This window comes from Paenarthrobacter sp. NPDC057981, from assembly GCF_042886835.1.
Taxonomy (GTDB): Bacteria; Actinomycetota; Actinomycetes; order Actinomycetales; family Micrococcaceae; genus Arthrobacter.
On sequence record NZ_JBHVQI010000035.1, the window covers coordinates 1 to 13,771 of the forward strand.

The window sequence follows — 13,771 nt, forward strand, 5'->3', positions numbered from 1 at the left end:
CTAGGGGACAGCAAACGTTCCAATGACGCTTCATTGGAACGTTTGCTGTCCCCTAGTTGGGCGGATTAACGACGACGGCGACCCTCGCCTTTTCGGTGAGGGCCGCCGTCGTTTGTTCTTTCGTCGCGTCAGCCTTGGCGGGCTTCGATTGCTGCCTTGGCCTTCGGATCCGAGTCGTTCAGGAACTTCTCGATCCGCTCCGGTTCGTCAGCTTCGCCGATCGCCGATGCGGCCCGGCCCAGCGCGTAGAGCGCACGCAGGAATCCCTGGTTGGGCTCGTGCTCCCACGGGATGGGCCCGATGCCGCGCCAGCCGTTGCGGCGCAGCGAATCCAAGCCGCGGTGGTAACCGACGCGGGCGTAGGCGTAAGACTCGATGGTCCGCCCCTCGGCCCAGGCTTCCTCGGCGAGGATAGCCCACAGCAGTGACGACGTGGGGTTCTGGGCCACGAGGTCCAGTGCTTCCTTGCCAAGGGCCAGGTGCTGGTAGATCTCGTTCTCGGCGGGCAGGAGCGTGGGCTCCGGCCCCATCAGGTTCTTCCGGAATTCGTCGGACATTAGAAGGTCTTGCCAACCGATCCGAGCTGCTGGGCTGCCTCAACGATGCGTGCGGCCATGCCGGCCTCGGCGGAGGCGCCCCAGACGCGGGGGTCGTAGGTCTTCTTGTTGCCCATTTCGCCGTCGACCTTGAGGACGCCGTCGTAGTTGGAGAACATGTGGCCGGCCACCGGGCGGGTGAACGCGTACTGGGTGTCGGTGTCGATGTTCATCTTGATGACGCCATAGGAAACAGCGTCGGCGATTTCCTGCTCCGTGGAGCCCGAGCCGCCGTGGAAGACCAGGTCAAACGGGTTTTCCTTGCCGATCTTGGCGCCGACCTCGGCCTGGATCTGCTTGAGCAGTTCGGGGCGGAGCTTCACGTTGCCCGGCTTGTAGACGCCGTGCACGTTGCCGAAAGTGAGGGCGGTGAGGTAGCGGCCGTTTTCGCCGGCACCCAGGGCCTCGATGGTGGCCAGTGCATCTTCGGTGGTGGTGTAGAGCTTCTCGTTGATCTCGTTCTCGACGCCGTCTTCCTCGCCACCAACGGTGCCGATTTCAACCTCGAGGATGATCTTGGCAGCAGCGGCGCGCTGCAGCAGTTCGCGGCCGATGCGCAGGTTGTCTTCCAGGGTCTCGTGCGAACCGTCCCACATGTGCGAGTTGAAGATCGGGTCCTTGCCGGCCTTCACGGCTTCCTCGGAAGCGGACAGCAACGGAAGAACAAAATCGGCAAGCTTGTCCTGCGGGCAGTGGTCCGTGTGCAGGGCGATGTTGACGTTGTAGTTCTTGGCAACTTCGCGGGCGAACGCGGCGAAACCGAGGGAACCGGCCACCATGTCCTTGACCGAAGCGCCCGACCAGTAGGCTGCGCCACCGGTGGAAACCTGGATGATGCCGTCAGATTCGGCCTCGGCGAAACCGCGGATCGCAGCGTTCAGAGTCTGCGACGACGTCACGTTGACCGCGGGGAAAGCGAATCCGCCAGCCTTTGCGCGGTCGATCATCTCGGAGTAAATCTCTGGGGTTGCAATGGGCATGGTGACTCCTATGCTGAATTCGTCTGTGGGTTGGTAACCCTGGAGTAGACCGCTTACGGCTAGCACCCATCCTAGCGATATCCGCCGGGACGCCGTGTTTCGGGTCACTGGGGCTCTTAACACTTCCGCCGAGTTGGCATTTAATGACAATCCGGCGCCTTGGGATTGTCATCAAATGCCAACTTGCGCAGTATTTGCTCACCGGTCCCGCCAACCGCGGCTTTGGAGCGCACGACGGACTTTATGTACGACGGCGGGTCTCTCACCTTCGAGGTCGTGCTTTGAGATCCGGACTTCCAGCCAGCCGTGGGCGAGTGACTTTTCCTGCCGTTCGATGTCCTTCAGATGCTGTTGGGCGCCACCGTGGTGCTGGCCGTCGTACTGGAGGGAGATCTTATGGTCCACGTACGCGGCGTCAGGCCACAGCACTGCTCCGCCAAAGACGTCACGGACCACCAGGTTGAGCACAGGCTCGGGCAGTCCCGCGTTGATGAGTGCCATTCGCATCAGGCTCTCCGGCGCGGAGTCAGAGCCTACCCGGATCAGCTCCAACGCTGCCCGGGCGGTCCGCACTCCGCGCATGCCAGGGTGCCGGGAAACTGCCCGGGTCAACTCCTCAAGGCTGCACACCGGGTCTTTGGGAACGGGAAAGTCCGGACCATGGGCGCATACCAGGTGGTCTCCTGCAGCCACCAGGTCCTCAACGGACAGCAGTTTGGCCAAGTCAAGCCAGGTCCTCGGCGGAGAGGTGAGGCGGACGCCGTCGTGCTCCACGGTCTCGTCCGGAAGCAGCGTCAGGAGGTGGCCCGCCACGTTCACGCGCCGCGGGAAACTGAATCCGGCGCGCCGGGCCAGATGGATGCGCCAATCCCCGTTGAGCACTCCCGGCAAAGGGATCCCCCAGAGCCGGGCCGCTGAAAGCGACACCAGCAGTGATGAGTCGTCCAGGTCCGTGTACGCCCGCAGCGCAGCTGCCCCGGATGCAACAGACGCGGCCGGGACCCTGATTCCCGGGACACCAGCACCAAATCCTTGGCCAAGGTCCGGGATCGAGGCACTCCGGCCTTGTCCGATGCACGCACGGAGAACGAACCTGTCGTGAGGTGGTGAGGTAGTTCTTTCCTGCGCATGCCCCATTCTGGCTGGCCCGAGCGGAGCCGGGCTGGGTTATCCACAGGTCACCCGGCCAATCCCGCCGCGAGTTGGCATTTAATGACAATCCGCCGCCTCTGGATTGTCATTAAATGCCAACTCGGCGGGGCGGCGGGGCGGCGGGGCGGCGGGCGCCGGCGGGGCCGGGGGCTTACACGGGCTGGTTGAACACGTGCCGGCGCACCCACGCATGCATCGCAATGGCCGCAGCGGATGCCGCGTTCATGGACCGCGTGGAGCCGAACTGCTCAATGGAGAGCGTTGCGACGGCGGCATCGTGCACCTCAGGCGTCAGCCCCGGACCTTCCTGCCCGAACACCAGCACGCACTTTTCCGGCAGGTCGTAGGTTTCCAGCGGCACGGAATCCGGGAAGATATCGATGCCGATCACAGCCAGTCCCTCCCCCTCGGCCCACTGGACGAAATCCTCAACGGTGGGGTGGTGGCGGACGTGCTGGTAGCGGTCGGTGACCATGGCCCCGCGACGGTTCCATCGCCGTCGTCCGATGATGTGGACCTCCTTGGCGAGGAACGCGTTCGCTGTGCGGACCACGGTGCCGATGTTGAGGTCGTGCTGCCAGTTTTCGATGGCGATGTGGAATTCGTGCCGCTTGGAGTCCAGATCGGCGACGATCGCCTCGTGCTTCCAGTACCGGTACTGGTCCACCACGTTGCGGCGGTCACCATCCCTCAACAGGTCCGGGTCCCAGTGCTCGCCTTCCGGCCACTCGCCTTCCCAGGGGCCGACGCCGACCTCCGCCTTCGCCTCTACCTCGCCTTCTGCTGTGGTCTCCCCGGGTGTTTCGGCAGGGGTGGGCAGGGCTGTGTTGGGGGGAAGGTCAGTCACCCCTCAACTTTAGCCCCGGCCCGCCCGGCCCAAAGGATGGCTTAGCCCATCTTCCACTTGTTGATGCGGTACGAGTTGCCCAGCTGCTCGAAGAGGCCCGGGTGCGCATCCCAATATTCCTTGTGTCCACTGACGCCGAGCATCTGCGGGGTTCCCCAGGGTGTCACTGAGAACAGGTTCACTGCCTGGATGGCTTCGCCGCGCGCGTTGGTGCAGGTGAAGCCAATGACCACGGCCTCCCCGCGGCGGAATTCACGGATCTCCGGCATGGTGGTCTTGAAGTCGGACGCGCACTTGTGGCCTACCAGGTTCTGCGGCAGCTCAGTGGCCGTCATGCCCTTGTACCTGGCCTCGATGTCCGCCAGGGCCTTCCTGATCTCCACCGGATCCTTCCCGAACTTGCCTTCCTCCGATTCCGCAAAGAACGCATAGGCGAGCGCAATGCCGTCCCCGTCGGTCTCCACTGTGCCCTGGGCCTTCTTCTGGATTTCCTCGCCCGTAGTGGGGTCCTTGGTGATGCCGAACGACTCGTCGTGGGTCCACTCGGCGAGGTACTGGAAGGACGATTCGCCCGTGACCCACTTGCTGAACAAAGGGTCGCCATCGGCAGGAACACTGCTGGGACCGGCGAGCTCTTCCCACGTTGCCGGCAGCGGGATGACCCCGGCGGGCAGTTCCGTGGGCGGCGCGGCGTCACCGGAGGGCTCCCCCTCAGCGGACGGTTCGGCAGCGGCGTCGGACGCTTCCTCCGAGGACGTCACCGACGGCGACTGAACCGCAGTTGGCTTGGTCATCGATGGAATCAGCCACGTGAACGCCACCACCAGCGCAATAATCACGACGACGGCGACTCCACCCAGGATGAAGAAGAGGGACTTCTTGTTGTGGTCGCCCGGGTTGTGGCCGGGTCCGGTGGGCTGGCCCGGGTAGCCGGGCTGGCCCTGATCCACCTGGGGATAGCGGTGTACGGTCTCTGCGTACTGGCCGTCAGGGTTGTTGACAGGCTGGCCCTGCTGCGCCAATCCCTGCTGTGCTTCCGGCTGGTACAGGGGCTGAGTCTGCCCCGGCTGGTACTGCCGGTATTGGCCCTTGTCCGTGTCATAGCGCGGCTGCGGCACTCCGTCGGGGTTGTAGGGAGGCTGGGGTGTGCCGTTGTTGTTGCTCATGACAAGGCCCTTTCACATGCAGTGGGCACCGGGGCATCCTGGCGGACGCCTCCGGTGGTCTATCCGGAACGAGGGACCTGCTGAAGCGGGACGATCTTGAAACACGCCGTGTCGATCCCCCGACCCACGGCGTTACCCGGCCCAGGGCATTGCCCGGCCCGCGCAGCCACAAGCGTAGTGCAACCGGCCATGCACGGCACAAGTCAAAACCTCTACCCCATATGGGCAGAACTACCCACATAGGCCGGATTCCGGGATGTCCCTGCGCCCGAATAATGAAAGACTGGGACGCAGTGCATGAACAACCCCAGCCGGAGGTAAATATGGCAGAAGAAACCACGCCCCAGACGTCCACATCGGTTTACCGCAACGGCCACGAGATCGAATGCTGGCTCACGGACATGGACGGTGTCCTGGTTCATGAAAACCAGGCGATCCCCGGCGCAGCGGAGCTCATCCAGCGCTGGGTGGATACGTCCAAGCGCTTCCTGGTGCTGACCAACAACTCCATCTTCACTCCCCGCGACCTCGCTGCCCGTCTTCGGGCGTCCGGCCTCGAGGTTCCGGAGGAGAATATCTGGACCTCGGCACTGGCCACTGCCCAGTTCCTCAAGGACCAGGTCCAGTCCTCGGATTCGGGCAACCGCGCCTACACAATTGGCGAGGCCGGACTCACAACGGCCCTCCACGAGGCCGGGTTCATCCTCACGGATACCGAACCCGATTTCGTGGTCCTCGGCGAGACCCGCACCTACTCCTTCGAGGCGATCACCATGGCCGTCCGGCACATCCTGGCCGGCGCCCGCTTCATCGCCACCAACCCGGACGCCACCGGCCCCTCCAAGGACGGCCCCATGCCCGCGACCGGCGCCATCGCAGCCATGATCACCAAGGCCACCGGCCGCGAACCGTATGTTGTGGGAAAGCCCAACCCCATGATGTTCCGCTCGGCCATGAACAGGATCGACGCCCACTCCGAGACCACGGCCATGATCGGCGACCGCATGGACACGGACATCATTGCGGGCATGGAAGCAGGCCTGCACACGGTCCTGGTGCTCAGCGGCATCACGCAGCGCGAGGAGATCGTCTCCTTCCCGTTCCGGCCCAACCAGATCCTCAATTCCGTGGCCGACCTCAAGAGCCAGATCTAAGAAAGACAACCATGGCTGTGCTCAATCTGCGTCCCCTCGCCGGGGGACGGATCCTCAGGGGGAGCCAGCCGTTCGGCTTGGATGCCGCTGCGACGTCAGCTTTCCTGTCGGAGCACGGCATCCAGGCCATCGTTGACCTGCGCAGCGATCTGGAACGGTCTCTCGTCCCGTGGCTGGTCGCGGACGACATGAATCACGACGGCGGCCGCGCGCCTTCCGCCTCGGCCCCGCCCGCCGTCGAACTCATCAACAACCCGCTGGACCCAAACGCCATTGCCGGGTCGCTCCAGGCCGTGGAAACTGCCGAGGATCTGGGCGAGCTGTACTTGGGGTGGATCCGGCTTCGGCCCGGCTGGGTGGCTGATGCCCTGAGGCCCGTGGCGCGCGGCAAACGAACGTTGGTGCACTGCTCATTGGGCAAGGACAGGACCGGCGTGGTGTCCGCTATCGCGCTTTTGGCGGCGGGCGGCACCGAGGAAGCAGTTGTGGCTGACTACGCTGCAACCACCACGAACCTGCCGGACGTACTGAAGATCATGGCCGAAACATGGCGCCTCAGCGTCCCCTCCACGCCCTCGGAGTATTTCAGCCCGGACCTGATGATCCTGCAGAGCCCTGAAGCCGCAATGAGGCATTTCCTGGCTGGATTCGCCAAGGAATTCGGGGACGTCGGCGGGTTCCTGCACGAGGCGGGCCTGACCGCCGTCGAAATTGAAGCGCTGCGGTGACGACAAGCCGTGCTGCCGCTAGGCAGGCCTGATCACCTTGCCGTTGGGCTCGCGGTAGGCGGGCTCCTCCGGCTCGGGCGGCAGGGGCAGGAGCTCATTTTGGACCTGTTCCAGCAACGGCCGGTACACACCGCCGTTCCACTGGGGGCTTGCGTGCGCGGGGCGGGCGCCCTCTGTGCTGAGCGTGGGCATCGCCATGTTGGCGCCGAAAACCTTGCTCCAGCCTGCGCGCGCTGATTCGTAGTCCACGGTGCCGTCCTGGGCGTTGCCCATAAACGCCATCTTGGCCCCGCCGATCTTGCCCGCGAACCGCAACCCATCAAAGTGGTAGATATACGCTGACTCCGTCTGGATCAGGACGCTGGACGGAGCAATGGGCGACAGTTGCTCCATGGTTTGGTCCAGGATTTGGCGCCAGGTGCGCTCGTCCTTGTGGACCACGCGCTCCCCCAGCTCATAGCCTCCACGCAGCACGGACGGAATGCGGAACCCATTCTCGTAAAGGAACACGACGCCGTCGAACCAGCTTTGGTCCAGAACGTCCGCACGGCTGAACGGACTCGAATCCAGGACAATCACCTGGGTTTCCATACCGTGCAGTTCCAGCAGGCGCGCGGCGACCTGGGTTGCGAGCATGCCGCCGAAACTGTGCCCGTAAAAATACAGCTTCTCCAACTCAAGCTCGCGGACATGAAGGATGATTTCGCGGACCACCTCGTCCACGTCCAGGCCCAGGTTGGAATACCCGACGGCGGCAAGGCGGCCGCGTTGGTGGAGGGCGGGACGCAGTGAGTTCAGGATCCACTGGGCCTCTTCCCAGCTGGTCTTGTACCCGGGAAACAGGATCCAACTGGCCTTGGGAAAGTACAGGTCCGAATACGGATCGGGCACGCGCAGTATCTTGGTAGCCCGGCGCTCGGCCTGGACGCGGCGGGTGAACAGCATGTCCCCGGCAAGCGCGGCCGAGATGCCCGCGTAGGTGAGGAAGTTGCGGCGCGAGGTCTTCTTGAGCCGGGCAGCGTAAGGCAGGATCCTGGCCCAGGAGGCCGGATCCTGTTCCTTGTCCGGTTCCGGAAGGACGGGTGCCGGAGGGTTTTGATCCACCTCCGGCGGCGCCGTGAGCTTCCCTACTTGAACGTCCACGCAGCAAGCATAGGCTTCAACCCGGGCACCTCACATCCCCGCAGTTTTTGTACAGCTAATGCCCTTAAGATGCGCTCTTGAGGGCATTAGCTGTACAAAAACTCCCTAGTCGAGGCCGAGTTCGTCCTTGCCGAAAGCGAAGAGGTAGGGAACGCCGGTTTCGGCTTCGATCTTCTCTTTGGCACCGGTGTTGCGGTCCACGATCACGGCGACGGCCACCACGTTGCCGCCGGCCTTCCGGACACCTTCGACGGCGGTCAGTGCGGACCCGCCGGTGGTGGACGTGTCTTCAAGGACCACAACGTTGCGTCCTTCAACCGAGGGACCCTCCACCTGGCGGCCCATGCCGTACGACTTCTGGGCCTTGCGGACAACGAACGCGTCCACAGCACGGCCGGCGTCGGCAGCAGCGTGCATCACAGCGGTACCGACGGGGTCGGCACCCATGGTGAGCCCGCCCGCGCACTCAACCTGGACACCGGCGTCGTCGATCATTGCCAACATGACCTGGCCCACCAGCTTGGAAGCCTCGTGGTGCAAGGTGATGCGCCGGAGATCGATGTAGTAGTCAGCTTCCTTGCCGCTGGAGAGGATCACCTTGCCGCGGACCACCGCCAGCTCTTTGATGAGTTCAAGAAGGCGGGCACGGGCAGCTGAGGTGTCAGGCGAGGAAGTCATGGCTCCTAGTTTAGTGTGCCGGGATTCGTGCGCAGGAGTTCAGTGTGACGGCGCCGCCGTGGTGGCCCGGATGACCAGGCGTGGATCCACGATCTGGTCCTGGGATCCGGCGTGTCCTTCCAGTTGATGCAGCATCTCCTCCATGCATTTGCGCCCGAGTTCTTCAAAGTCCTGTTTGATGGTTGTCAGCGGCGGCATGAAGAATCCGGCCTCCGGCTGGTCGTCGTATCCCACCACGCTGATGTCGCCGGGCACCTGGCGTCCGGCTTCCTGGACCGCGCGGAGGACGCCGACGGCCATCTGGTCGTTTGCCACAAAGACGGCCGTCACGGCGTCGTGCTGGAGAAGCTCCAGACCGGCCCGGTAACCGGACGCAGCATCCCAGGCGCCCTGGAGCAGAACGTCCGCGTCAAGCCCGGCCGTCTCCAGTGCCTCGCGCCAGCCTTCGATGCGTTCCGCGGCGTCGATCCAGTGCGTTGGGCCGGAGATATGCGCGATGCTGCGATGCCCCAGTCCTATCAGGTGCTCCACGGCAAGCCGCGCGCCCAATCGCTGGTTGAGCGATGCCCCCTTCAACGGGTTTCCCGCGCCGGCACCCACCGCGACTATGGGCACCGGAACTGAGACATCGCGCAAGGCTGCGAGGACATCGGGATGCGGGACCAGGATGACAATGCCATCCACTGACTGGCTGCTGAAATGCGCCATGGCGTCGTTGATGCTTTCGCTGGTCACTTCGCGCAGGCTCGCGATACTGACGAAATACCCCGCTTCCCTGCCCGCCTGCTCAACGCCCAAGAGCGTGTTGGCTGGCCCGAACTGCCCTGTTTCGCAGGCCAGGACACCGATGGTGCGGGATCGACGCGTCACCAGGCTTCGCGCGGCAGTGTTCCGGCGATACCCGAGCCGGGCTATCGCGGCCTCCACCCGCTCCTTGGTGTTGTTGCTGACGTTCGGGTGGTTGTTCAGGACCCGTGAAACCGTTTGGTGCGAGACGCCCGCCATCTTGGCGACATCCCCCATGACCGGGGGCCGGGGAGCAGAATCGGGCGCGGCCCCGGGCAGTACCCGGGGCCGCGCTGGGAGCGACTGATCGCCGCGTGGCATCGGACGCTACTTCGCGTCGACGCCCACAGGCTCCGCTTTGGACGCGGGGGCCGCTTGGGTCGCTGGAGGCGTGGTCTTCCACTTGAAGCGGCGTCCCATGCCGGATCCTCCGCCGGCACCGGTCCGGTTCTTGTTGAAGATGTCGAAGCCGACGGCCAACAGGAGCACCAGGCCCTTGATGAGCTGCTGGTAGTCAGTGCCGAGGCCGAGGATGGACATACCGTTGTTCAGGACGCCCATGATCAGGCCACCGATCATGGCCCCCGCTACCGTACCGATACCGCCCTGGACAGCTGCGCCACCGATGAAGGCTGCCGCGATCGAGTCCAGCTCGAACCCGGTACCACCGGCCGGCTGTGCGGAGTTCAGGCGTGCGGTGAACACCAGGCCGGCCAGTGCGGCGAGGACACCCATGTTCACGAAGAGCCGGAAAGTAACCTTCTTGGTCTTGATGCCGGACAGTTCGGCGGCGTGGAGGTTGCCACCGATGGCGTAGGTGTGGCGGCCGAAGATGCTGTTGTTCATCAGGGCCGAGTAGAGAATCACCAGGGCTGCGAGCACGATCAGGACAATCGGGGTTCCGCGGTAGCTGGCCAGCAGGAAGGTGATGATGAGCATCAGGACGGCGATGAAACCGTTTTTGACGGCGAACCAGGCCATCGGCTCGTTCTCGAGGTTGAACTTGCGGCGGACGCGGCGTTCCTTCAGGGCCTGGAAAAGGATGGCTGCAGTACCGCCGACACCCAGGATGACCGTCAGCCATTCAAGGACAGAAGTGCCACCGGAGATGTCCGGAAGGAAGCCGCCACCCAAGGCACGAAGTTCGTTCGGGAACGGGGTGATCTGCTGGTTCTTGAGGGTGATCAGCGTCAAACCTCGGAAGATCAGCATGCCGGCCAGGGTGACGATGAAGGCGGGGATGCCGACGTAGGCGATCCAGTAACCCTGCCATGCACCCACCAAGGCACCGACCAAGAGGCACGCCGGGATGGCGAGCCACCAGGCCCAACCCCAGTGCACGATCATCACGCCTGCCACAGCACCAATGAAGCCTGCGATGGAGCCGACAGAGAGGTCGATGTGGCCGGCGATGATGACCATCACCATGCCAATGGCGAGGATCAGGATGTAGCTGTTCTGGACCACCAGGTTGGTGACGTTCTGCGGCTCAAGGAGGATGCCGTCGGTGAGGACCTGGAAAAGGATGACGATCAGGATCAGGGCGACGAAGATGCCAACCTGGCGGAGGCGGCTTGTGAGGAAGCCAAGGGATTCTCGTAGGGCGGACATGGTGGCTATTCCTTCTCTTGAGTCATGTAGTGCATGAGGGTTTCCTGCGTGGCCTCGGCGATGGGGACCTCGCCGGTGATGCGGCCCGCGGAGAGCGTGTAGATTCTGTCGCAGATGCCCAGGAGCTCCGGCAATTCGGAGGAGATCACGATGACGGCTTTCCCGGAGGCGGCCAGCTCAGCGATGATCGTGTAGATCTCAAACTTGGCGCCGACGTCGATTCCGCGTGTGGGTTCGTCCAGGATCAGCACGTCGGGATCGGAGAACATCCACTTGCTGAGCACCACTTTTTGCTGGTTTCCGCCCGAGAGCTTGCCGGTGATCGCAGCAACCGAGGGAGCCTTGATGTTCATGCTCTTCCGGTAGTGGTTGGCCACCGTGGTTTCCTGGTTCCCGTCCACCCAGCCGCGCTTGGCCAGCTTGCCCAGGGCGGCCATGGAAATGTTCCGCTTGATGTCCTCGATCAGGTTCAGGCCGTAGTGCTTCCGGTCCTCGGTGGCGTACGCAATGCCGTGGTCGATCGCGTCCGAAACCGTGGAGGTGTTGATCTCCTTGCCGTACTTGTAGACCTTGCCGGAGACAGCACGCCCATAGGTCCTTCCGAAAACACTCATGGCCAGCTCGGTCCGGCCGGCGCCCATGAGTCCGGCCAGGCCAACGACCTCGCCCTTGTGGACCCTCAGGTTGGCATTGCTGACGACGGTCCGCGAGTGGTCCTGCGGGTGCTGGACCGTCCAGTCTTCGATGCGCAGGACTTCTTCGCCGATGTTGGGGGTGCGGTCCGGATAGAGGCTTTCAAGGTCGCGTCCCACCATGCCGCGGATAATACGCTCCTGCGTGATCTGGCCCTGGTCCAGGCGCAGCGTCTCGATGGACTTCCCGTCACGGATGATGGTGACGGCGTCGGCCACCTTGCGGATCTCGTTGAGCTTGTGGCTGATGATGATGCTGGTAACGCCCTGGCCCTTGAGGTGCAGGATGAGGTCCAGCAGGTGGTCCGAGTCTTCGTCGTTCAGGGCTGCGGTGGGCTCGTCCAGGATGAGCAGCTTCACTTCTTTGGATAGTGCCTTGGCAATCTCCACCAGTTGCTGTTTGCCCACGCTGATGTGCTGGATGGGCGTAATGGGGTTCTCGCTGAGGCCGACGCGGGCCAGCAGTTTGGCGGCTTCCAGGTTGGTCTTGCGCCAGTCCACCCAACCGTTCCTGGCCTGCTCGTTGCCGAGGTAGATGTTCTCGGCGATCGACAGGTAGGGGCTCAGGGCCAGTTCCTGGTGGATGATCACGATCCCGCGCTTCTCGCTGTCCGTGATGCTGGAAAACTCGCAGGGCTCATTCTCGAACAGAATGTCGCCGTCGAAGGTGTTGTGCGCGTAGACGCCGGACAACACCTTCATGAGGGTGGATTTCCCGGCGCCGTTCTCACCGCAAATGGCGTGAACCTCACCTCGGTTGACGTCCAGGGTGACGTCCTGAAGTGCTTTTACACCGGGGAAAGTCTTGGTGATTCCTCGCATTTGAAGAATGGGTACGTTCATCGTCAATTCCCGCTGACTGGTTGAAAACTTGGCCGGGCCGAGGACTCGACAGGCTCTGGGGATACTGTGGCCCCGCCGCACTTCGCTGCAGATAAATGCACGGCGCAGCTAAGGACGGTGGGGCCACAGCGGGGGACGTCGTTACTTGACGTCGGATTCCTTGTAGTAGCCCGAGTCGATGAGTTCCTTCTTGTAGTTGTCCTTGGTGATGATGACGGACTTCAAGAGGTAAGCCGGAACAACCTTGACCTTGTTGTTGTAGGTCTTGGTGTCGTTGGTCTCAGGCTCGTTGCCCTTGAGGACAGCGTCCACCATCTTCACGGCCTGTGCGCCGAGCTGACGGGTGTCCTTGAAGATGGTGGAGTACTGCTCGCCGGCGATGATGGACTTCACGGAGCCCTTTTCGGCGTCCTGGCCGGTTACTACGGGGAGCTTGCCGGTGGAGTAGCCGCCTGTGCTGGTCAGGGCGGAGATGATGCCGATGGACAGGCCGTCGTACGGCGACAGCACGCCGTCGAGCTTGGTGCCGGAGCTGTAAGCGGAGGTGAGGATGTCTTCCATGCGCTTCTGGGCTACGGGTGCCTGCCAGCGGAGGATGGCTGCCTGCTCGAACTTGGTCTGGCCGCTGGGGACCTTCAGGGTGCCTGCATCCAGGTACGGCTTGAGGGTATCCATGGCGCCGGTCCAGAAGAAGTTGGCGTTATTGTCATCCGGGCTGCCTGCGAACAGTTCAACGTTGAACGGGCCCTTGCCCTCTACCTTTTTGCCGCTGGCGTCGACCAGTCCCAGGCCGGTCAGCAGTGACGTGGCCTGCTGGACGCCCACGGTGTAGTTGTCGAACGTGGTGTAGTAGTCCACGTTCGGGGTGCCGTTGATGAGGCGGTCGTAGGCGATGACCTTGACGTTCTGCTCCTTGGCCTTGGCCAGGACATCCGTCAGCGTGGTGCCATCAATGGCCGCGATGATGAGGGCCTTGGCCCCCTTGGTCAGCATGTTCTCGATCTGGGAAACCTGCGTGGGGATGTCATCGTTGGCGAACTGCAGGTCCGTCTTGTAGCCCAGGTCCTTCAGGGACTTCTCAACGTTGGCGCCGTCGGCGATCCAACGCTCCGACGTCTGCGTCGGCATCGAAATGCCTACCAGCGAATCGCTGGGTTTTGCGCTGCTGGAGGACTCCGCTGCGCCTCCACGGCTGCCGCAGCCTGTGGCTCCGACGGTCAAGGTCAGGACAACCGCTACGGCGCCCAGGAGTTTTTTCAATCTCACGATGCTCTCCTTCCGCGGCAACAATGCCGCGAACTCTGATGCAGCCGGAGCATCTGCGCGTCCGGCACGGTGAAGCTGGGTGTGGCCTGCGTGCTGGGGGCTGCACAAGCCAGTGAAAACGTATTGCGA

13 protein-coding genes are annotated in these 13,771 nt (G+C 63.3%); 2 read left to right on the top strand and 11 right to left on the bottom strand.

All coding sequences use genetic code 11. The features are described 5' to 3' along the window. Window positions 1-128: 128 nt before the first annotated feature. The 5 genes from ACFVSI_RS20605 to ACFVSI_RS20625 form a co-directional block, all read right to left on the bottom strand. Window positions 129-557, bottom strand: coding sequence for a DUF3151 domain-containing protein (locus tag ACFVSI_RS20605; protein WP_387827905.1), 429 nt, complete (start codon window positions 555-557; stop codon window positions 129-131). After that, window positions 557-1,576: a class II fructose-bisphosphate aldolase gene (fbaA, locus tag ACFVSI_RS20610; protein WP_235521349.1), complete on the bottom strand. Its 1,020-nt coding sequence runs from the start codon at window positions 1,574-1,576 to the stop codon at window positions 557-559. The genes ACFVSI_RS20605 and fbaA overlap by 1 nt, the downstream gene beginning before the upstream one ends. A 198-nt stretch (window positions 1,577-1,774) precedes the next feature. After that, window positions 1,775-2,503: a hypothetical protein gene (locus ACFVSI_RS20615; protein ID WP_387827908.1), complete on the bottom strand. Its 729-nt coding sequence runs from the start codon at window positions 2,501-2,503 to the stop codon at window positions 1,775-1,777. Between the two features lie 376 nt (window positions 2,504-2,879). Continuing rightward, window positions 2,880-3,575, bottom strand: coding sequence for a TrmH family RNA methyltransferase (locus tag ACFVSI_RS20620; protein WP_387827911.1), 696 nt, complete (start codon window positions 3,573-3,575; stop codon window positions 2,880-2,882). Window positions 3,576-3,616: 41 nt separating this feature from the next. Beyond that, window positions 3,617-4,741 (bottom strand): hypothetical protein, encoded by a 1,125-nt coding sequence (locus ACFVSI_RS20625; protein ID WP_387827914.1) that lies wholly within the window; start codon window positions 4,739-4,741, stop codon window positions 3,617-3,619. 323 nt (window positions 4,742-5,064) lie between these two features. On the opposite strand from ACFVSI_RS20625, the gene ACFVSI_RS20630 reads away from it, so the two are divergent. Next, the gene (locus tag ACFVSI_RS20630) at window positions 5,065-5,895 is read left to right on the top strand and encodes an HAD-IIA family hydrolase (protein WP_377548497.1); all 831 of its coding nucleotides are present in this window, start codon (window positions 5,065-5,067) and stop codon (window positions 5,893-5,895) included. Window positions 5,896-5,906: 11 nt separating this feature from the next. Further along, a complete protein-coding gene (locus tag ACFVSI_RS20635) occupies window positions 5,907-6,623 on the top strand; it encodes a tyrosine-protein phosphatase (RefSeq protein WP_387827917.1) in 717 nt (238 codons plus the stop codon). Window positions 6,624-6,641: 18 nt separating this feature from the next. On the opposite strand, the gene ACFVSI_RS20640 is transcribed toward ACFVSI_RS20635, so the two are convergent. The 6 genes from ACFVSI_RS20640 to chvE all read right to left on the bottom strand — a co-directional run bounded on the left by ACFVSI_RS20640 (window position 6,642) and on the right by chvE (window position 13,642). Further along, complete coding sequence (locus tag ACFVSI_RS20640; RefSeq protein WP_387827920.1) at window positions 6,642-7,766, bottom strand: thioesterase domain-containing protein; 1,125 nt, start codon at window positions 7,764-7,766, stop codon at window positions 6,642-6,644. Between the two features lie 105 nt (window positions 7,767-7,871). Then, window positions 7,872-8,444, bottom strand: coding sequence for an orotate phosphoribosyltransferase (gene pyrE, locus ACFVSI_RS20645; RefSeq protein WP_281450632.1), 573 nt, complete (start codon window positions 8,442-8,444; stop codon window positions 7,872-7,874). A 39-nt stretch (window positions 8,445-8,483) separates the two neighbouring features. Continuing rightward, entirely contained in the window at window positions 8,484-9,467 is a 984-nt protein-coding gene (locus tag ACFVSI_RS20650; RefSeq protein ID WP_387827989.1) for a LacI family DNA-binding transcriptional regulator, read from the bottom strand. 90 nt (window positions 9,468-9,557) lie between these two features. After that, complete coding sequence (mmsB, locus tag ACFVSI_RS20655; RefSeq protein WP_387827923.1) at window positions 9,558-10,841, bottom strand: multiple monosaccharide ABC transporter permease; 1,284 nt, start codon at window positions 10,839-10,841, stop codon at window positions 9,558-9,560. Between the two features lie 5 nt (window positions 10,842-10,846). After that, a complete protein-coding gene (mmsA, locus tag ACFVSI_RS20660; protein ID WP_387827925.1) occupies window positions 10,847-12,376 on the bottom strand; it encodes a multiple monosaccharide ABC transporter ATP-binding protein in 1,530 nt (509 codons plus the stop codon). A gap of 141 nt (window positions 12,377-12,517) precedes the next feature. Then, window positions 12,518-13,642 carry a multiple monosaccharide ABC transporter substrate-binding protein gene (chvE, locus tag ACFVSI_RS20665; protein ID WP_387827928.1) on the bottom strand — a complete coding sequence of 375 codons (1,125 nt, stop codon included), beginning with the start codon at window positions 13,640-13,642 and terminating at the stop codon, window positions 12,518-12,520. Window positions 13,643-13,771 lie beyond the last annotated feature (129 nt).

Excerpts from the sequence above, each read along its gene's own strand:
- ACFVSI_RS20625 (WP_387827914.1), bottom strand. The coding sequence starts at position 4,741 with ATGAGCAACAACAACGGCACACCCCAGCCTCCCTACAACCCCGACGGA.
- ACFVSI_RS20635 (WP_387827917.1), top strand. The coding sequence starts at position 5,907 with ATGGCTGTGCTCAATCTGCGTCCCCTCGCCGGGGGACGGATCCTCAGG.
- ACFVSI_RS20650 (WP_387827989.1), bottom strand. The coding sequence starts at position 9,467 with ATGGGGGATGTCGCCAAGATGGCGGGCGTCTCGCACCAAACGGTTTCA.
- fbaA (WP_235521349.1), bottom strand. The coding sequence starts at position 1,576 with ATGCCCATTGCAACCCCAGAGATTTACTCCGAGATGATCGACCGCGCA.
- pyrE (WP_281450632.1), bottom strand. The coding sequence starts at position 8,444 with ATGACTTCCTCGCCTGACACCTCAGCTGCCCGTGCCCGCCTTCTTGAA.
- mmsB (WP_387827923.1), bottom strand. The coding sequence starts at position 10,841 with ATGTCCGCCCTACGAGAATCCCTTGGCTTCCTCACAAGCCGCCTCCGC.
- mmsA (WP_387827925.1), bottom strand. The coding sequence starts at position 12,376 with ATGAACGTACCCATTCTTCAAATGCGAGGAATCACCAAGACTTTCCCC.
- ACFVSI_RS20605 (WP_387827905.1), bottom strand. The coding sequence starts at position 557 with ATGTCCGACGAATTCCGGAAGAACCTGATGGGGCCGGAGCCCACGCTC.
- ACFVSI_RS20630 (WP_377548497.1), top strand. The coding sequence starts at position 5,065 with ATGGCAGAAGAAACCACGCCCCAGACGTCCACATCGGTTTACCGCAAC.